This is a genomic window from Bacteroides sp. f07 (assembly GCF_042854785.1).
Lineage (GTDB): Bacteria > Bacteroidota > Bacteroidia > Bacteroidales > Bacteroidaceae > Bacteroides.
On sequence record NZ_BAABXI010000001.1, the window covers coordinates 2483021 to 2502282 of the forward strand.

At 57.0% G+C, this 19262-nt stretch carries 21 protein-coding genes; all 21 read left to right on the forward strand.

All coding sequences use genetic code 11. The annotated features are described in order from the left end of the window. Window positions 1–13 precede the first annotated feature (13 nt). The 21 genes from ACGHVY_RS10150 to ACGHVY_RS10250 all read left to right on the forward strand — a co-directional run bounded on the left by ACGHVY_RS10150 (window position 14) and on the right by ACGHVY_RS10250 (window position 19215). Window positions 14–1081, forward strand: coding sequence for an exonuclease SbcCD subunit D (locus tag ACGHVY_RS10150; protein WP_390598801.1), 1068 nt, complete (start codon window positions 14–16; stop codon window positions 1079–1081). Continuing rightward, a complete protein-coding gene (locus ACGHVY_RS10155) occupies window positions 1069–3393 on the forward strand; it encodes an SMC family ATPase (protein ID WP_390598803.1) in 2325 nt (774 codons plus the stop codon). The genes ACGHVY_RS10150 and ACGHVY_RS10155 overlap by 13 nt, the downstream gene beginning before the upstream one ends. Then, window positions 3368–3853 (forward strand): crossover junction endodeoxyribonuclease RuvC, encoded by a 486-nt coding sequence (locus ACGHVY_RS10160; protein ID WP_390598804.1) that lies wholly within the window; start codon window positions 3368–3370, stop codon window positions 3851–3853. The genes ACGHVY_RS10155 and ACGHVY_RS10160 overlap by 26 nt, the downstream gene beginning before the upstream one ends. A gap of 89 nt (window positions 3854–3942) precedes the next feature. Beyond that, window positions 3943–4545 (forward strand): RNA polymerase sigma factor, encoded by a 603-nt coding sequence (locus tag ACGHVY_RS10165; RefSeq protein ID WP_390598806.1) that lies wholly within the window; start codon window positions 3943–3945, stop codon window positions 4543–4545. Continuing rightward, window positions 4529–5149 (forward strand): hypothetical protein, encoded by a 621-nt coding sequence (locus ACGHVY_RS10170; protein WP_390598808.1) that lies wholly within the window; start codon window positions 4529–4531, stop codon window positions 5147–5149. Before ACGHVY_RS10165 ends, ACGHVY_RS10170 begins: the two co-directional genes overlap by 17 nt. Further along, window positions 5146–6513: a DnaB-like helicase C-terminal domain-containing protein gene (locus ACGHVY_RS10175; protein WP_390598810.1), complete on the forward strand. Its 1368-nt coding sequence runs from the start codon at window positions 5146–5148 to the stop codon at window positions 6511–6513. The genes ACGHVY_RS10170 and ACGHVY_RS10175 overlap by 4 nt, the downstream gene beginning before the upstream one ends. A 64-nt stretch (window positions 6514–6577) precedes the next feature. Beyond that, window positions 6578–7384, forward strand: coding sequence for a KilA-N domain-containing protein (locus tag ACGHVY_RS10180; RefSeq protein ID WP_390599669.1), 807 nt, complete (start codon window positions 6578–6580; stop codon window positions 7382–7384). 31 nt (window positions 7385–7415) lie between these two features. Then, entirely contained in the window at window positions 7416–7670 is a 255-nt protein-coding gene (locus tag ACGHVY_RS10185) for a hypothetical protein (RefSeq protein ID WP_390598811.1), read from the forward strand. Window positions 7671–7750: 80 nt separating this feature from the next. Further along, window positions 7751–8785, forward strand: coding sequence for a toprim domain-containing protein (locus tag ACGHVY_RS10190; RefSeq protein WP_390598813.1), 1035 nt, complete (start codon window positions 7751–7753; stop codon window positions 8783–8785). A gap of 1 nt (window position 8786) precedes the next feature. Then, entirely contained in the window at window positions 8787–10502 is a 1716-nt protein-coding gene (locus ACGHVY_RS10195) for a PHP domain-containing protein (RefSeq protein WP_390598815.1), read from the forward strand. Continuing rightward, a complete protein-coding gene (locus ACGHVY_RS10200) occupies window positions 10499–12676 on the forward strand; it encodes a DNA polymerase III subunit alpha (protein ID WP_390598817.1) in 2178 nt (725 codons plus the stop codon). Before ACGHVY_RS10195 ends, ACGHVY_RS10200 begins: the two co-directional genes overlap by 4 nt. A 21-nt stretch (window positions 12677–12697) precedes the next feature. Then, the gene (locus ACGHVY_RS10205) at window positions 12698–13471 is read left to right on the forward strand and encodes a PolC-type DNA polymerase III (protein ID WP_390598819.1); all 774 of its coding nucleotides are present in this window, start codon (window positions 12698–12700) and stop codon (window positions 13469–13471) included. A 4-nt stretch (window positions 13472–13475) separates the two neighbouring features. Beyond that, complete coding sequence (locus ACGHVY_RS10210) at window positions 13476–13742, forward strand: hypothetical protein (RefSeq protein WP_390598821.1); 267 nt, start codon at window positions 13476–13478, stop codon at window positions 13740–13742. A 29-nt stretch (window positions 13743–13771) separates the two neighbouring features. Then, window positions 13772–14296, forward strand: a complete 525-nt coding sequence (locus ACGHVY_RS10215) for a hypothetical protein (RefSeq protein WP_390598822.1) — start codon at window positions 13772–13774, stop codon at window positions 14294–14296. A gap of 165 nt (window positions 14297–14461) precedes the next feature. After that, window positions 14462–14755: a hypothetical protein gene (locus ACGHVY_RS10220; protein ID WP_390598824.1), complete on the forward strand. Its 294-nt coding sequence runs from the start codon at window positions 14462–14464 to the stop codon at window positions 14753–14755. Window positions 14756–14766: 11 nt separating this feature from the next. Next, window positions 14767–15225 (forward strand): glycoside hydrolase family protein, encoded by a 459-nt coding sequence (locus tag ACGHVY_RS10225; RefSeq protein ID WP_390599670.1) that lies wholly within the window; start codon window positions 14767–14769, stop codon window positions 15223–15225. 8 nt (window positions 15226–15233) lie between these two features. Continuing rightward, window positions 15234–15446 carry a hypothetical protein gene (locus ACGHVY_RS10230; RefSeq protein ID WP_390598826.1) on the forward strand — a complete coding sequence of 71 codons (213 nt, stop codon included), beginning with the start codon at window positions 15234–15236 and terminating at the stop codon, window positions 15444–15446. Beyond that, window positions 15439–16035, forward strand: a complete 597-nt coding sequence (locus ACGHVY_RS10235; protein ID WP_390598827.1) for a DUF6549 family protein — start codon at window positions 15439–15441, stop codon at window positions 16033–16035. Before ACGHVY_RS10230 ends, ACGHVY_RS10235 begins: the two co-directional genes overlap by 8 nt. Before the next feature lie 121 nt (window positions 16036–16156). Then, a complete protein-coding gene (locus ACGHVY_RS10240; protein WP_390598829.1) occupies window positions 16157–16603 on the forward strand; it encodes a DUF5675 family protein in 447 nt (148 codons plus the stop codon). Continuing rightward, a complete protein-coding gene (locus tag ACGHVY_RS10245) occupies window positions 16594–18180 on the forward strand; it encodes a phage terminase large subunit (protein ID WP_390598830.1) in 1587 nt (528 codons plus the stop codon). The genes ACGHVY_RS10240 and ACGHVY_RS10245 overlap by 10 nt, the downstream gene beginning before the upstream one ends. Before the next feature lie 15 nt (window positions 18181–18195). Further along, window positions 18196–19215 (forward strand): hypothetical protein, encoded by a 1020-nt coding sequence (locus tag ACGHVY_RS10250; protein WP_390598832.1) that lies wholly within the window; start codon window positions 18196–18198, stop codon window positions 19213–19215. The last annotated feature ends 47 nt before the right edge of the window (window positions 19216–19262 follow it).

A 19262-nucleotide genomic window follows, 5' to 3' on the forward strand; every position in this document is an offset into this window, starting at 1 on the left:
ACATCACATGCTTATGCCAAAGGAAAAGAATTATCCGTGTCTGTTATTACTCAATGACATACACGTATCCAAAGATAACATACCCGAATTTACGGCCAACTGGCGGGAGGCCCTCGACATCTGCCGGAAGATGGATATCCGGGACATCGCCCTCGGCGGCGACCTCTTTCTGAGCCGTGCCGCCCAGACGCTCGACGTGCTGCTGGCCGTTCACGACGCCCTGTTGCTGGCTGCCGAGTACGGCATGCGCGTCACGATGATCAACGGCAACCATGACAAGGTAAACCAGGAATCGCCGCGCGGCTACTGCCACATCTTCGACCAACACGACAACGTGCTGGTCGCGGACGACTACATCGCCTTGCCCTGTCCCGACGGACAGCGGTTCATCCTGCACATGGTCGCTTACTTTCCGGAGAACGGCAGCTTCCCGGAGCAGCTGGAGCGGGTGCGTCTCGACCCCGAACGGTTGAACTACCTGTACATCCATGAAGGCATCAACGGGGCACTGTCCCAGCCGTCCGACAACGAACTGCCCGTACACCTCTTCGAGGCGTTCGACAAGGTGTTCGTCGGCCATTACCACAACCGGTGCATCATCCCGAAAACCCGTATCGAGTATATCGGGTCGAGCCGTCAGCACAACTTCGGCGAGGACGAAGAGAAGGGCTACACGGTCATCTACACCGACGGCACGCACGAGTTCATCAAGAACAAGGTGAACACGCGCTACAAGGTGCTGGATGTGCCGGCCGAGCGGGCTGGCCTGCACCTCATGGACGAACTCCGGGAGATCGATGCCGACGGACGCTACAAGGTGAAAGTGCGGGTCCATGCCCCGCAGGCGGCCTTGAAGTCGGTGGACAAGGCCGCACTTCTGGAAGCCGGAGCCACCAAAATAGAGCTTATCGCCGACGATGAAGAGATGCTTGAAGCCTCGTCCTCGTCGCTCTTCGAGAAATTCGACAACCGCCGTATCCGCGAGACCTACGAGGAGTTCTGCCGCGAGAAGCAGATCGATGACATCGCTGTCGGACTGGAATACTTATCTAAAATCGGAAATGTACCATGTGGAAACTGAAAACCATAGAGGCGGAAAACCTGTGTGCTTTCCGCCGCCTGTCGTACACCTTGCAGCAAGGCGTTACGACCCTGATATTCGGCGACAACCGTGATAACGACTCCCAGCAGTCGAACGGTGCCGGGAAATCCGCCCTGTTGGAGTGCATTGCCATCGGCATCACGGGCAGTCCGCTGCGCAAGATACGTTCGGAGGAGATCATCAACGATACAGCCGAGGAGTGCCGCATCGACCTGCATCTGACAAACGACGCTTCCAATGAGGAACTCGTTGTCTCACGCTGTATTCCCCGCAAAGGGACATCGACGGTTGCCTGCACGCTCCGGCGAGGCGGCAAGAACGTGGAGACGGACGAAGCCGTACAGCCCTCGGTCGATGCCTACAACCGCTACATCCTCGACAAACTGGGTATTACGCGGGATGAGCTGCTGAACAATTTTATCCTCTCGAAATACCGCTACGAGGACTTTCTGTCGTCGTCGGACAAGGAGAAAAAGGAGATCATCAACCGCTTTTCGAACGGCATCCTTGTGGACGAAGCCATCGCCCGTGTCGAGGAGGACATCGAGCCGCTCGGTCGCGAGCAGCAGCGGATAAACCTCGAACTGGCCGGCATCGACGGCCGTATCGAGATGTTGCAGGAACAGATCGACCGCGAGACGGCGGCGGGCGAAGAGCGCGGGCGTACCCGTGCGACCCGCATTGCGGAGCTCGAAGCGGCCATCGCCGACAAACGGGAGCAGATACGTGTCCGGAAAGAGTCGGCGGATGAAACCGACGGGACGATAGTGAACCTCCGGCAGGCGGACGAAGCGTTGCAGGAGCTGGAATCTTCGGACACCTCGCTGGAAGAGTGTCTGAACGCCATCGAATCGTTTATGCCGCTCTTCCCGAACACACGGCGCACGGACTGGAACCGAGCTCTCCGGCTCAAAAAGGAGGATATGGAAATTGCCCGGGCCTCACTTGCCAACCTCGATGCTGCGGTCAAGCACGCCGAAAGGACGCTGGCGGAGAAACGTGCGGCGTGGGAGCAGTTCAAAAAGGACTACGCCGGTTTCTGCTCGCAGTACGAGGAACAGACGGCAGGCTATCGGTCACGGTTGCAGGAGATAGACAGCCAGTTGCGCGACCTTGCCGGACGTTTGGACGAGCTGCGCCGCAAGCGCCGTACCGTCTCGGCAGGTATCGACGAGCTGTCCAACAAACTGGCCGGTTCGATTGCCTGCCCCGCCTGCGGGCACGAGTTCCTGGTGGCTCACCCCGGATTCGACATCGAGGCGGGCACGAAGGAGCTGCGTCTTCGCCAGCAGCAACTCGGAGCGTTGAACGGCCGCATAGAGACCGGGGAGAGACAATCCGAAGAGGTAGAGATGCAGCAGACCCGTATCCGCACCGAACGCCGCAACATGGAGAACGAGCACCGGAATTGGGAACAGAAACTGTCGGAACACGAGCGTGCGGTGCGCGGTGCCACCAGCAGTGTCGAGGATGCCGAGCATAACCGCAAGCGCACCCAAGCCGGGATTGCCGCCATGCAGGAGGAGATCGACGGCATCCGCCGCAAGGTGTTCGACGAAATGTTCGGCTTCATCGACGAGCGGGAGGCCGCACTCGGTCGGGAGAAGCGCAAGGCCGAGGAGGACATCCGTTCGGCGGAGTGTGCCGTGGAGACCCTGAAAGAGACCATCCGTGAGGTGAACGAAGCCGCGACGACCGACCTGACCCAGTCGCTTCGCGCTACGCTGCAACAGGAAAAACAGCGCTCGATGGAGACCGCCAGACGCAAATTCGATGTGGATGACAAAGTGCGGGCATTGGAGGTACAGCGGGAGCGTTTCGTGCGGTTCAAGACCTACTTGGCCAACACCAAAATCGAGGCACTCAGCCGTATCACCAACGAGTTCCTCGTCGGTATCGGCAGCGACATCCGTATCCGTTTCGACGGTTATACGGTGCTCAAGAGCGGTAAGGTGCGCGAGAAAATCTCCATTTCATTGCTGCGTGATGGCGTGGACTGCGGCTCATACGGCAAGTTCTCGGCAGGCGAAGCCGCACGGGTGAACCTGGCGACAATCCTTGCCATGCAAAAGCTCGTCAACGCCAATTGCGACGACGAGAAAGGGCTGGACCTGCTTGTTCTCGACGAGATACTGGAAGCGGTGGACGAAGCCGGTCTGGCGTCTATGTTCGAGGCGTTGAACGCCCTCGGCGGGACCGTGCTGGTGGTATCGCACGGGAATGTTGCGGAGGGATATCCCAATAAACTGGTAATCGTCAAGGAAAATGGAGTATCGCGCATCGGAGAATAGCATCCTGACAAGGGAGCAGGTACTGGCGTTGGACATCGCCACGCACACGGGATATTTCTCGCTGCACGAGGCGGGGACGTGGAATTTCACCGAATCGAAACGGCGTAACGGCAACAAGATGCACGGGGCATTCCGCACGATGCTCCTCGCCTACATGCGCCGCTACGACATCCGTCAGGTCGTGGCCGAGGATGTGGCCGTGAACCGCCACTTCTACGACCTGCGCCGTTTGGCGGAGCTGCGGGGCATTTTACTCGAAGTCTGCGACGAGCTGGATCTTCCCGAGCCGGAGTTCGTCAATCCCGCCACACTCAAAAAATGGGCGACGGGAGACGGGCGGGCGACCAAGGAGCAGATGATTCGCGCCTGCAAGAGCAAATACGGCATCGTACCGGTAGATGACAACGCCGCCGATGCCTGCCATCTTTATCATTACTATATCCGCAAATATCGTATTTAAGAAAAGGTTATGACAAACATTTATAGAATTGACGCACATAGGATTGCTGACAGATTGAGATTCAGATTGAACCATCAATCCGTCGGCCTATGGAGCAACAGGGAAAGCCACTCCCGGAAGAGGAGTTAAAAAATATCGAACTGCGTACCGAGCTGTTCAACCGCTACATCCTGCCCAACAAAAATTTGGTGTACCGGCTCTGCATCCGTTACACCTATTTGCAGGAGAACATTGCAGACAATTACAGCGAGGCACTGGTGAACTTTTTCAAGTACATCACCACCTACGATCCCCAGCGGAGCATTCTCAACTGGATACACATCGTGACCAAACGGTTCGTCATGGAGCAGAACCGCCGTCACGGCCGCCTGCCCGTTTCGGAAAACGTGAATGTCTATTCGCTGGCCTCGTCGCTGAGCGATGAAGACGACACGCACGGCAACGCTATGGGGATGGAGAACTACCGGGAATTTTACAACGACGACATTCTGAACGCCCTCGACTCGCTCAAACCCATCTACCGGGAAGCCCTGCTGCTTCAACAGGCAGGGTACAAGTTGGAAGAGATCGTCGAGATTTCATACCGCAACGGCAACATGAAAAGCCGGAGCCTCGACACGATGAAGAGCCGGATTTTCCTGGCGAAACAGCAGATGCGCAAACTCATTACGCCCGATGGAGAGAAACGATAAAACCCGTGTGACGGTATCGCTGTTCGAGACGCTCGTGCGCCGGCTCATCGACGCCTCGTTCCGCTTTCCCGGCGGAGAGTCGGGACGGCGGACAGTGGCGGCTTGTTTAGAGATGCTGCGCACCCGCTGCGGCGGGGAACTCTCCGACGAGCGTATCGCGGACTTCTGCATCTGTCAGGTGCATGCCATCAGCCGGTTTGACGGGAACTACCTGTCGTGCCGATGGATGCCGTCACACTCCTTCGGGCCCAAAGCCCGTGAACGCTTCGCCGCTACCACACCGGTGCGCCGTTACCACGAGGACCGATGGCTTCAGGAGGCCGGGCTCAGCCGCACCGCCTTGCCGCTGCTGCTCAAAGACCGGCGTGAACATCCCTTGTGGCAGTTCCTCGATCCGGCATACGAGGAGGCGACCAAACAGCGGGTGGTGAACACGCCTGTGGGCTACTACGTCTGCGGCATTTCGACCTTGCTGTGGAATCCGTTCTCGGCCGCCTGCCGGACATGTTCCCGCGCCGACCTTTGCCGCAAGCGTACCGCCGCCCGTTATCCGGAACTCTACCGCTTGCGCCGTGAAGAAGCTGAAAGGAGGAACCGCCCATGAAAAACGCACCTGTCAATCCTTTATCGGCGGAGTTCCTCTACGAGCTCTATGCCGCCGCTCTGCGCTACGACACCCTGTGCGGCGTGGTGGCGGAGAACCTATGCAAGGAGTACCTGCCGGACCGCAGCTTCCAGAAAATTCAGGAGGTCATCGCCAACCATTACCGCACCTACAAGTCCCCGCCGACGTATGCCACGCTCTCGCAGACATTCCAGGGTGACTACGATGCCATCGAACTGTTGGAGACCTTCCGCGAGTACGAGGAGGAGAACACCAACACGGAATCCCTTACCGATATGCTCGAAGGCTACATCAAGGGCGTGCGGTTGCAGAAAGTCTATACCGAGGTCGGCAAGCTCTACAACCAGAACCGTCAGGACAAGGCCGAGGCGCTGCTCGCCGAATATGCCGGGTGGCTTTCGTCGTTCACGCTACGCAGCACGGCATTCGTGGACGTGGCGAAAACCTTCCGGGAGCGCTTCGAGCACAACCGCCGCCGCGAAGCCGAGAGCCGCGAAAACCGTCTGCCGCAGGTGTGCCGGTTCTACATCCCGTACCTCGACGCCCTGAACGGCGGCCGGAACCTCCGGGGACAACTGACCTGCTTCCTCGCATCGACGGGTGTGGGCAAATCCCATCTGGCCAAACACATCGGCATCCGCGCCGACATCGACGACGGCCTGCATGTACTGCACTACCAGTTGGAAGGCTCCGAGCAGGAGGCGTTGGATGCCTATTCGGGCGGGATGATTTCCCGCAATGCCTACTACTTCGAGCAGGGGAAGATTTCCGACAGGGAGTTCAAGCACTTCGAGGAGCTGGTGATGAGCTATGCCGGCAGTATCACGGTGCGTTCGTTCCCGCGCTTCGCCGCCCGCATCTCGACGATGGACATCAAGAACGGCATTGCCGAGTACCGTAAAATCAACGGCTACTCGCCCGATGTGGTCATCGTGGACTCGATGGACCTGCTGACCGACGCCACGCGCCGTCAGTGGGGAGCCGAGCATGAACGTTCCAAGCGCATTGCCGTAGCGAACGACCTCAAAGACCTGGCGGCGGACGAGAACGTGTGGATGGTGGTGACCTACCAGAGCACCATCGAGGACCGGGACTGGCTCAACAACGAGCGGAATGTGCTGACCGAATACAACTGTTCGGAGGCAAAGGGACTGGCGCGTCCCTGTACGCACCTTATATCGCTCAACCAATCATCGGCCGAACGGAAAGAGTGCCTGATGCGCCTGCATGTGGCCAAAAGCCGGTTCTTCCGGAAGGGAGACACCATCAAAATCGCCACCGACTACGACAACGAAGTGTTCTACGATCCGCAGCGGTCGATGAGTTTAGCGCAGGAGATGTAAGTTTTCTGTGTTTTTCAGTGAATTACAGTTGATTTATGCTAATTTTGTGATGAAAAATGGTTATATAATGAAAATTACGGTTCAAAATACGGAAATCAATGTCGTGAAAGTCAATGGCGAGGACTATATCTGCCTGACGGATATGTTACGGGCCAAGGATGGAGATTTCTTCATCACAGACTGGTTGCGCAACCGTAATACACTTGAATACATCGGCATTTGGGAGAAAGTATATAATCCGGATTTTAATTATGGCGAATTCGCCACAATTAGAAATCAGTCCGGACTCAACAGTTTCAAGATAAGTGTCAAGGAATTCGTGTCGCGGACAAATGCAATATGCCTTCAAGCGAAAGCCGGAAGGTATGGCGGGACATACGCTCATCAGGATATTGCCTTTGAGTTTGCGATGTGGATAAGCCCGGAATTCAAGATTTACATCGTCAAGGAGTTTCAACGACTGAAAACGGAGGAGCAAAGATTGCTGGGCTGGTCTGCGAAGCGGGAGCTGTCGAAAATCAACTACCGGATTCATACGGATGCCATCCAGCAGAATCTGATTCCAGCGGAGGTGACAGCGGCACAAGCCAATATCATCTATGCCAATGAGGCGGACGTACTGAATGTGGCGATGTTCGGTATGACAGCGAAGCAGTGGCGCGAAGCCAATCCGGAACTGAAAGGAAATATCCGAGATTATGCTTCCATTAACGAGTTGATTTGCCTGTCGAATATGGAAAATCTGAATGCGGTTTTCATTGAACAAGGGATGGCACAGGGTGAACGGCTTGTAAAACTGAATGAAATTGCAATCCATCAGATGAACGTGTTGGAGAGCGGGGATATTCGTGAGCGGAATTTATTGAAATAATATAATAGGCTGAAACGACGAAATCTGAAGTATGCAGGAATACGGAGTAGATAAGAACCGTGTCAAACGGGCAAAGACGATTTTACGCAACCGCAAAGGCCGTAAGATGACAGAGCGGTTTGCGTGCGATGTATGCCGGGTCGTATATGATTCGGGCTGGGTCTATACTGCCGATGACGGGGATTTTCACATCTGCCATTCCTGCCGCAACAAATACCTTCCGGGCAAAATGCAACGCTGGAGACTTTATTCGTCCTCTTTTGAATCCAGCAAAAAGAAGCACTAAGAGGTAAGTCCTCCCGTCAGTCAAGCAAAAAATTCTTCTTTCCATAACCCGTCGCAAATTGCGGCGGGCTATTTCTTTATATGTACACCGGGAAAGAATATGACTTGCTTGTGGCCGAGCTCCGGGCGGAACTCGGGGCACGGACGGACGGCGGCGGGAAGAACCTCATCGCCCGGTGTCCGTTCTGCGGCAAGGACGGGAAATTCGGGGTCTATATCGGCAAGGAGACGGTACGCAAGAAACCTTTCATGGCGCACTGCTTCTCGTGCGGGCGTTCGACCGCGACTTTGGGCAAGTTGCTCGAAAGCCTCGGCCGGATGGACCTTCTGCCGACGGAAACGGTGGCTTTCGACGCGCCGCTTCCTAACGTACTGTTCCCGTTGGAGGATGCGGAGGACGAGGTGGACGACGAATTGGGTATCGTTTCCCTTCCGCAATACTGGCGGCGCACCTTTACCCATCCTTATCTGCAAAGCCGGAGATTTACCTACGACGATTACGACCGCTTTCCGGTGGGCACCACCTGCCGGCTGAACCGCCGCTGGGACGACTATGTGATTTTCCCCGTCATCGACGCGGGCGACACGGTGGGTTACGTGGCCCGTCATACGTGGAGCAAGGCGGAAATCGACCTCCATAACCGCCGTGCCGCACGTGGCGGGGGCTACAAGATGCTGCGCTGGCGCAACTCCACCGAGAACGACTTCGTGAAGCTGCTCTATCATTACGACGGCATCGTGGAGGGCGAAACCGATACGGTCATCCTGACCGAAGGCATCTTCGATGTGGTCGCCCTGACCCGCAAATTAGACCTGTACGACAACCGCCGTATCGTCGCCGTCGCCACCTTCGGAAAGAAGATCTCCCATACCCAAATCTACAAACTCCAGACGAAAGGTGTCCGCACGGTGGTCATCGGTTACGACGGTGATGCCGTGGAGGCCGTCAAGCATACCGCCTCGGAGCTCTCCGCCTATTTCGAGGTCTTCGTGGCGGATATTCCCGACCCGGAGAAAGACTGGGAAGACCTCACGGCGGAAGAGATTTACCGGGTTTTCGCCTACGGGTTGAAAACGCCTGTCGAATATCAACTTACCAAAATACAACAGAAATAGCATGAATCAACTGCATGAATGGCTGGAAGCGCACCGCATCGCTTACCGGTCCATAGACCGTGAAGTGGTCGAAATCGAGGGTTTCGGCAAACTATTCCTCGCGGACCTTTCCGGGGTGGAGTCGATTTTCCGGGTCAAAGGCGCGGAGGTGGAATTCAATCTAATGGAACGTCCGGAGGTGCTGCTGGCCGAAGGCATCGAATACGTCGCCTTCCCGTTCGGGGACAACTGGTACTACTACTCCCTCCGGGAGGGCTTCGGGTTGAACATCCTCAAATACGTGGGGCGGCGGGTTTCCTGCAAGCGGAAAACCCCGTTCGTGAACTTAGGCGTCCATACGCCTTACGAGCTGCTCAACGCCTCGGGCGACGTGTCGCAGTGGGTGCGGAAAGCCGTGTGGATGGGCCATACCGCCCTCGGCATCTGCGACCGGAATACGATGGGTGCGACGCTGGCGTTGCAGAAAGCCTGCGACAAGGCCGGCATCCGTCCCGTCATCGGATACACCTGTACACTGGCGCACGAAGGCGAAAAGGTGGAGGTGAAAATCTACTGCCAAAGCCAGCGCGGACTCAGGAACCTGCTGCGCATTCAGAAAGCCGTCATGGTGGATGCTGCGGACGCGACCGTCCCGCTTCCCGAACTGCTCCGCCGGGGCGAAGGGAACATACTGGTGTTCGGCAAACTCTCGCCCTTCTGGATGGAAAAGAACCTGCATGCGGTAAACGCCCTGCGGGAGACTTTCGACAACGTGTTCTACCAGGTGGACCTGTCGGAGTACAAGGCCGAGCGGTTGGATGCCGAGGTGCTGAAAGCGACCGCCCATTTCTTCCACACCTTCTACGACGTGCGGAACGACAGCTTCCTGGTGGAGCCGATACTTATCGCCGACTGCTACTATCCGGACAAGGACGAGGCCCGCACGAAAATCGCGCTCAACAAAATCGCCACGGGTGCCGCCCATGCCCAGAGCGACGACCAATACTTCAAAGACATCGACGAACACTATGCCGCCGTGTGTGCGCTCTTCGACGGCGAGCGGTGGGACACGGACGTGCTCTTCGAGCGGATGTGCCGCCACACGGTAGAGATCGCCGAGGGTGCCGAAGCCCGTTACCAGACCGAGCGGAACTACATGCCCCGCTATGACATGACGGCGGAGGAGCGGCAGCGTTACGGCGACCGTTACGCCATGTTCCGATACCTGTTGGAGGACGGCTTCCGGCGGCTCGTGCCCCGAGAGCGTGCGGAGGAGTACCGCAAGCGGTTGGAGAAAGAGGTCTATATCCTCGAATCGACCGACAACATCGACTACATGCTCGTGCAGTACGATACCGTGAACTGGGCACGCCGCAACGGCATTCTCGTGGGTTGCGGGCGCGGTTCCGCCGGCGGTTCGCTCGTGCTGTATCTGTTAGGCATCACGCTCATCGACCCCATCCGGTACAACCTGCTCTTCGAGCGTTTTCTGCTGCCCGAGCGTGCCGGGCTCTATCCCGAACGGGTAACCCTCCTGACCGACCGCGTGCTGTCGGACCGTGCCGTCCGCATCCGCTTCGACAACGGCGTGACCCTGCGGCTCGACCGGGATGCCGAGTTAGTGATTGTCCGTGACGGGAAGCGCCTCACAGTCTATGCCGACCAGCTCCGGGAAACGGATGACGTGCTTTTCGATAACCGCGACCTGTTGTTCAACCTGCAAAGCGACCTCCTATGAAAATCGTACACATCCGGCAGGAAAAACTTCCGGATCGCATACCGTTAGCGGACAGCTTTGCGGGTGACGGTTATCGGCAAGGTCCCGGCGGACAGCTTCCCGACGTGGACATCGACTTCCAGTCCGATCGTCGGCAGGAGGTCAAGGAGTATCTGGAGCGGCGGTACAACACCGACGGACGGCAGCAGGTCTTCTCCGCCGGTACGCTCACGACCCTCAAAATGAAAGCCGTGTTGAAAGACGTCAGCCGCGTACACCGGGTGCCGGTCGGTGTGGTGAACTACATCACGGCCATCTTCGGGGACGACAACATGACCTGGACCGACCTGTTCAAGCTGGCCGCCACCAACAAGAAAGTCCGGGATTTCATCCTACGGTACCCGAGGGTCATCGAGGACATCCGCCCGCTTATGGGTCAGCCGCGTTCCGGTTCCGTCCATGCCTCGGCCATCATCATCACGCCCAAACAGCAGGACGGCGAGCCGATGGAGTGCTTCGACTACACGCCCATCAAGAAAGTGGACGACCTGCTCATCTCCGAGCTGGACGGATACTCCATCGACGAGGTCGGGTTGCTGAAAAATGACTGCCTGGGTATCAAGGAGCTGTCGAAAATACAGGCGGTCATCGACATCTGCAACCGGGAATACGGTGCGGGGCTCTCCTTCGAGGGCATCGTGCGCAGCGGTTTGGATGACGAGAAGACCTTCCGCATCCTGTCGGAGGGCTACACGCAGAACGTCTTCCAGTTCTCCTCGCCGGGCATGACCCGCTTCCTGCAAGACATGCGGCCGCAGTGCATCGGCGACCTGATTGCCGCCGGAGCGTTGTACCGTCCGGCGACGCTCGATTCCGGTTCGGCGGAAAAATACCTGCTCTGCCGCCGTGAGGAAGTAGCGCCCGTTTACCTGTGGGGAACCTACGATGCCCTGAAAAACACCTACGGCGTGCTGGTCTTCCAGGAACAGCTCGCCCAGATGGCCCGTGAAGTCGGAGGCTTCTCGCTGGCCGAGGGCGTGCGGCTGCTGAAACTCATCTCCAAAAAGAAAATCGACGTCATCCGCGCCATGAAGGAAAAATTTATGACGGGAGCTGCCGCCAAAGGATGCCCCAAAGAAGATGCGGAACACATCTGGGAAATGATCGAGGCCGGCGGCGGTTACCTGTTCAACGCCAGCCATGCCACCGCCTACGCCGTCACCAGCTACGTGGGAGCCTACCTCAAAGCCAACTATCCGACAGCCTTCTACACCGTGGCGTTGCAGTGGGCCGACGACAAGGAAATCCCGCTGCTGATGTCCGAGATGGAACTCTGTTCGAAAGCCCGCATCGTGCCGCCCGAGATCAACACCTCCCGGCAGGTATTCTTCACCGACTACGGCACGGACGAAATCTTCTGGTCGCTCGGCCGCATCAAACAGCTCGGGGCCAAAGCCGTCGCCTGCATCGTCGGGGAGCGCGAGAAAAACGGTCCTTACACCTCCATCGAGCACTTCATCCACCGGATATTCCGGTACAAATTGAAGAAATACGCTTACTGGGACGATCCCGACAACGCTGAAGAATCCGTGCGGGTGCCGGTCAATGCCCGGCATGTGCGGAACATGATTCTGGCCGGATGCTTCGACAAGGTGGAAGGTATCGGAGCGGTGACGGAGCGTTACGGCCTGCTTGCCCGTGCTGCGGCTGAACTGGGCTTCATGCTTTCGGAGAAAGACTTCCCCGAAGAGCTGGTCGGGCGGCATTACTTCTGGAGCCGCCGGCAGATTGCCGTGTCGGGCATCGGCTCGGTGGACTACCGCCGCATCTTCGAGGCATCCGAAGCCCGTGCGCTCGTGAAAGGCAAAGCCTCCTACCTGAGCCTGCGCGACGTGCTCGACCCTGCCAGCGACGGACGGCGTGCCGCCGTATGCGCCTCCGTCACGGAGCTGTCCGAGCACACGTACAAAGACCGGGCGAGCGGCGAGCGCAAGCGGTTCGTCAGGATGACACTCCAGCAGAATAACGACGTGGCGGAGATGGTCTGCTGGAGCGAGACCTGCGAAGCCCATCGGGAGAAAATCTCCGCCCTGAAAGACCGTATCGTCATCGTGTCGGGGACGATCAAGTACAGCGACTATTCCGGCACGAACAACCTGCAAAGCACCAAATCGACAATCATTCATATCGTATGAGAACCAACCTATTCGGATAATATGGCAACACCCAAGACAGAACAAGGAATCTATACGGCCGTCGTGCTCGACTTCGAGACCGGCGGTCTGGACTGTACGCGCTGCGCCTGCACGCAGATCGCCATGCAGGCCGTGCGGCTCGACACCTTCGAGGTGCTGGGACGCTATACGAACTACATCGCCCCTTACGACAGGCAGCCTTTGGGCGGGGCTCCCAAACGCAAAGTGCTCAAAACACGTCGGGAGATCGAGCAAGAGAACGCCTCCGAGCCGATGGATTATGAAGCTGCGGCACTGAACTACACCGACATCACGATGGAGCTGCTGCGGACACGGGGCATTCCCTTGAAGCAGGTGGCAGCGGAGGTCATCGACTTCGCCCGCAAGCATACCCTGAGCAAGGGTGTCCGTTACAAGCCCGTGCTTATCGGGCAGAACATCCCGTTCGACGTGGGCTTCCTGCAACAGATGATGGCTTATGCCGGATTGCAGAAAGAGTTCGCGCAGGTATTCGCCGGCACGACGGATTTCTACGGGAACTTCCAGCCCCATTACCTCGACACCATCGACCTGGCACGACTCTGTTTAGCCGCTGATCCGCAGGTCACGTCCTACAAACTGGAGCTGGTCGCCGAACGTCTCGGCATCGAGCTGGACGATGCACACGACGCCGATGCCGACGTGACGGCCACACGCGAGATGGCCGCCCTGTGCAGCCGCCGTCTGCGGCAGAACGGGGAAATGGACGTTTCGCAGCAGCGGACACCGAAGACAAGAGACCATTTCAAAATCTGAAGCTATGGAAGAGAAGAAAGAAGACAAGATAGAACGGGTCACGTTCCAGGTGGAAGACCGCATGACCTACGGGGTGTTGAACTACGACGGCAATGAGCTAATGGCCGCCATTACGGGGTATGACCTGAATGTGGTGTTCAACATGCGGCTCATCAACTCGCTGGCGGATGCCGAGGCATGTGCCGACGCACTGGCCGATGTGTTTTACCAGACACTGATGGAGCAGCTTATTTCCAGAAAGGCGGATTTTATTCAACCGCCGAAGCCGTAATTCTCTATTCTTTTTCAAACGACAATGTGATGAAAAAGAAAGATAACGATAAGACGAACGAGGTGTTGCCGGCGGTGCCTGTCCCTTTGGCGGACAAGCCGCTGACCGAAGAGGAGGACAAGTTCTGCGAGCTGTACGTCTCCGGCGGTCCGCTCTATGCCGGCAACCACCGCAAATGTTACGAGGAGGTGTTCGGCAAGGGCAAGAACGTACCCATCGCCAGCCGTCTGCTGCTGGGACGTCCGCATATCTCGGCCCGCATCCGGGAGATGATCGACAGCGTACAGTTCGACGTCGAGACCATCGCCACCCGGTTGCAGGTGGCCGAGACCCTCAAAGCGGTGATGAGCGAAACCTCCTCGGCCGAGTACACCGACAAATTCGGCGTACCCCTCTCTCCGGCACCGTTGCGCGCCGTAGCCGTCAATGCCGCCAAAGCCCTCATGGAGCTGTATCCCATCAAGTGCTCGCAGGAGACCAAACTCCGTATCGACGGAGGCGAAGGCGGCGTAGTCTTCAACGTCATCGTCCCGCAACCCACACCCCATGAGTGAAAATAAAAACCGCCCGAAACTCAGCCGCCGCACGGCAGAGCGGTTGCTTTACATCCTCGTTATCCTTGTACTGCTGCTATACGGACTGTTCAGGGATTCCGAGGTCGCCGCCCGGCTTATGGAGGCCATTACGAACGCTTTTTCCATCTTAATACAAAATCCATCATGACACAGGTAAGAAACTTCATCAGCGACAACTTCCGGACGATTATCATCATCGTCTCGTTCGTCGTGACCCTCTATGTGCAGCACGTCAGCAACACCGAGCATATCAACGAACTGACACGCCGCTGCCAGACGTTAGAGCTGAAAGTGCAGGACCAGTACGAACGTATCGACGCCATCAAGCTCGACAAGGCCGTCTTCGAGGCCACCATGACCCAGTTCACCTCCTTGCAGACCGACATCCGGGAGATGCGGGAAGACATCAAGGAACTCTTGAAGCACAACAACCGATGAGCAGATGGATCTTGTCTGTTGCGCTCCTCCTGTCCGCCGGGCCTGTCCGGGCGCAAGACGCACGCTTCGAGTCGGCCGTGGCCTGCATCAAACGCTACGAAGGCATGCACGACCACCGCCATCTCCCGTATGTCGGTTACGGGCACAAACTCCTGCCGGGCGAATCATTCCCGGTGATGGACGAGAAACTTGCGGACTCGTTATTGCGTGCCGACCTGAGAAAGAAGTGCGCCGTATTCCGCCGTTTCGGGGCGGACTCCCTGTTGCTCGGCGTACTGGCCTACAATGTCGGGGAATACCGGTTGTTGGGTTACGGAACACGGCCGAAAAGCCGACTGGTGTGCAAACTCGAAGCCGGAGACCGGGACATTCATTCCGAGTATGTGGCATTCTGCCATTACAGGGGGAAAGCCGTGCCCTCCATCCGGAGGCGGCGGGAAGAAGAATTCAAATTACTATTCATCAAATAAAAAGCGCTATGATCGAAAGAAACTCAAAAGTGAAGATAGTGGCATCGTCCCAGCTTACGGAGATGATGCTGGAAGAACTGGTCGGGAAAACGGGTGTCGTGTCGGAAGACCTCACGGGTCCCGAACGTCGCGGATGCAAGGGATATATGGTGTTCCTCAAAGACCCGTACCAGGAGGAATACGAGTGGTTCATCCCCACGGAATCGGTCTGCCATGCGTAGGAGTACCTTGTATCTAAGCCTCGCCGTGCTGTTGCTCGGTGGGGCTGTCGCAGTCCTGTGGCAGCGCAACGGCTATCTCAAGGAGGAACGCAACCGCCACCGGAGCAATACCGAAGCGTTGCTGTCGGATATGAAACGCATCCGTGTGGATTCGACGACGATGGCGGTGGATGTGAATGCGCTGCGGTTGCGGGTGGACGAATACAAACGGCTGCGTGCCGAGGATGCCGAGAAAATCAGGCGGCTCGGGGTGAAAATCAAAAACCTCGAAGCGGCTGCGCGGCATGAGGTTGAGGTGGCCGGACCGATAGATGCCGTGATACGGGACACGGTGGTTGTCCGGGATACGGTGCCGATTCTGCGTCAGAGAGTGGAGATGATTACACCGCACATCCAGCTTACGGGAATCATCGAGGACAACCGGCTGAGGGGTGAGATACGGGTGCCGGTGACGCTACACCAGGCAGTGTGGGTGGAATATAGGGGCTGGTGGTTCTGGCGGCGAGTGAAGGCCGTGCATCAGACCATTTCGAGCGACAACCCGTATGCGGAGATACGGTATTCGGAATATATACGGCTATCAAAATAAATTAGAAGAAAGATGTACAGCATCGTCATGTCCCGGTACAGTAGGTATCGGGATATTTTATTATAACCGTTTCCGGCTTCCGTACCGCTATTCTTTGATGTAACTCTAACAGCATCAAAGAATGAAACTGCTTCTCAGACGCAAATACAAGGCGGAAAACTATACCATCGGCGACCTGTCGATCGACGGTCGCTTTTTCTGTCATACCATCGAAGACAAAGTCCGTGAATTGCCTGCCCGGTGCCCCGACACGCCGTCGGGGCGCTCGTGCCGCTGCAAGGAGAAAGTGTATGCCCGCACGGCGATTCCGGCCGGCACCTACAAGGTGACGATGGAATACAGTGCACGGTTCAAGCGGGTGCTGCCGTACCTGCATGACGTGCCGCATTTTTTGGGGATTCTGATTCACAGCGGCAATACGGAAGAAGATTCCGCCGGGTGCATCATCGTGGGGAAAAACACGGTCAAGGGCAAGGTCACCGAATCGCGCAAGACCTCGGACGCTCTGAATGCCCGGCTTGCCAATGTTCCTGACATTGAAATCGAGATTGTGGAAGCATGGCGCTGAAGAAACTGAAGGCTCCCGAAAGTCTGAAAATCGACTTCTGTCCGTCCCCGAAGCAATACGAGCTCTGGAAACTGCTCCAGCCCGAATGCCCGTTGTGCGGCGGTGAGGTGGAGCAAATGCTTATCGGGTATGACGCCAACCGCAATCCCCGCTACAAGCCTTATTGCAAGCGCTGCAACAACCAGAACATCCCGCAGTTGGTTCTGGGCGGCGGAGCTGCCGGCGGCGGCAAGTCGTTCGTATCCAGCGTGTGGCTGGTGAGCAGTTGCATCCGCTTTCCGGATATCCGTGCCGTAGTGGCCCGAAAGACGCTGAAAAGCCTGAAAGAATCGACGTGGAACACCATCCGCATGGTCATCAAGCAGTGGGGACTGGTGGAAGACGAACACTACCACATCAACAACGTGGCCGGTACACTGCGGTTCTGGAACGATTCGGTCATCATCATGCTCGATCTGGCCGACCAGCCGTCCGACCCCAACTTCGAGCGGTTCGGTTCGATGGAGGCGACGATTGCCGCCTGCGACGAGGTGTCGGAGGTCACCCAGAAGGCCATCGAGGTGCTGTTCTCGCGTCTGCGCTGGAAGACGCACGAAACCTTCAAAGTCTCGAAAATGCTGCTCACGACGAACCCCACGACCAACTGGATACGGGGACGCTTCGTGCAGGACGATAACGGCGACCGGGTGACGCCCCGCGAGGGCGAAGCCTACGTGCCGTTCTCGGTGTTCGACAATCCCGACATTGCTTTCCGCCAGACCTACGAAGCCGCTCTGAACAAAATCAGCGACCAGGCGACGAAAGAACGGTTGCTTTACGGCAACTGGGACTTTGTGGAGGCCAACGACATGGCGATCTACAACCGTTTCGACGGAACCGTGCATTTAGTCACGGGTCTGAAAGAGCGGGTGTACGACCCCACGCGACCGCTGATTACCGTATGGGATTTCAATGTGGCTCCGCACATGAGTGTGCTGCTTGCCCAGATCGACTACGACAAGCGGAAAGTCTATATTCTGGAAGAGGTGCTGGGCACGGCTGCCGCCAAAGAAAACAACACGCCGGCATTGGCCCGCCGGATGAAAAAGAAACTGCTTCTGGACAAACAGATCGGCGGCGTGGACGTGACTGGCGACCCGGCCGGTCTGCAACGCTCCACAGCCTCCGAGGACGGCATCAACAACTTTACGGTCATCACGGAAACATTGGGACAGGGTGTCCTGCGTCCCCGTGTGAAACTGCTCAAAAAACAGCCGCCCCAGATTACGCGGTGCGAGTTCGTCAATGAAGTGCTCGACGGTTACAACGGCTGGGAACTGCGCATCGACCTGCGCTGCCGCAAACTGACGGAAGACCTGATATACCAGACAAAAAACGAGGACGGCACCAAATCCAAGCAGAAGGTAACCGACCCGAAGACCGGTGTGAAATACGAGAAATACGGCCACCTGTCCGACTGTTTGGATTACCTGCTCTGCTACTACCTGCGGGATAGCTGGCACAAGTACAAAAACGGCAATGCGGGAAACTACCAGGTGGTATCGACAGCATTGCTTCAGGAAGGATTCAACTATTAAAGAAAAAGACAATACATGTACAGAAGATTTCTTAACAACGAGGACTATTTGGGCATCATCACGCAAGAGGCTCTTTCGCAGATGACCAGAGGGAACAGCGACCGGTTTATCCAGGCGGAGGAGTCGGCCGAGATGAGCATTGTGGAGCATCTGTCGGAGAACTACGAAATCGAGCGGGAACTCGGCAAGGGGAAATACATCGCGGAATACGACCGCCGGATTACGTTTCCCGTGGGAGCGCATATCTACCATGAGGGGACGATTTGCGAGGTCATCCGCTCCATGAGCGGCTACAAAATTCCGGCGGTAAAGACCTTCTGGCAGGAGCATGTGGATGTCAATCTGGACACGGCGACCATCGAACGTTATTCGCAGTTCGGCACCTATCACCCGAATGACCTCGTACTGTACAACGATGCGGTGTACATCTGTACGGCCGAGAACGGGTATAAGTTCGGCGAGATCCGCATTCCGATGGTGGAGGGCTGGTTGGAGGCGGAATATACCTTGTGGCAGCCGATAAACTACCTTCTGTGGGATGTGGTGGAGTTCGAGGGAGCATTCTATACGCTGATGACATCGGACGGGTTCGACAACAACGTCACACCGATGGAATCCGACTGCTGGGGAGCCATCGCGGACTACGATTCCGCCTATAACGAATATGAATTTTCAGAGCACGAATATGTGGTGTACGAGGGGCGTGTATTCTATCCCGGAACGGATGTCAATGCCGACCTGCCACAGCGGGGAGTGAACCTCACGCCGCATGATCCGCGCAACTACAACCTCAAAAAACACATGGTACGGCTGGCGTTGTACGAGCTGACGAAACTCATCGCCCCGAACAACGTGAGCGTGGTCAGGATGCGCGATTATGAAGATTCGATGAAGTGGCTTGCGGATGCGGCGAAGCTGCGGTTGAATCCGCAGATTCCCCGGAAAGTGGCCGAGGACAACAAGCCCGTGACGGACTGGCAGCTCGCTACGTTCCAGACGGACTACGACCCGTGGAAAAATCCGTGGATGACGTGACATATCCGATACGCAGTTGCATTCCAGAACGGTTTTATTGCAACTGT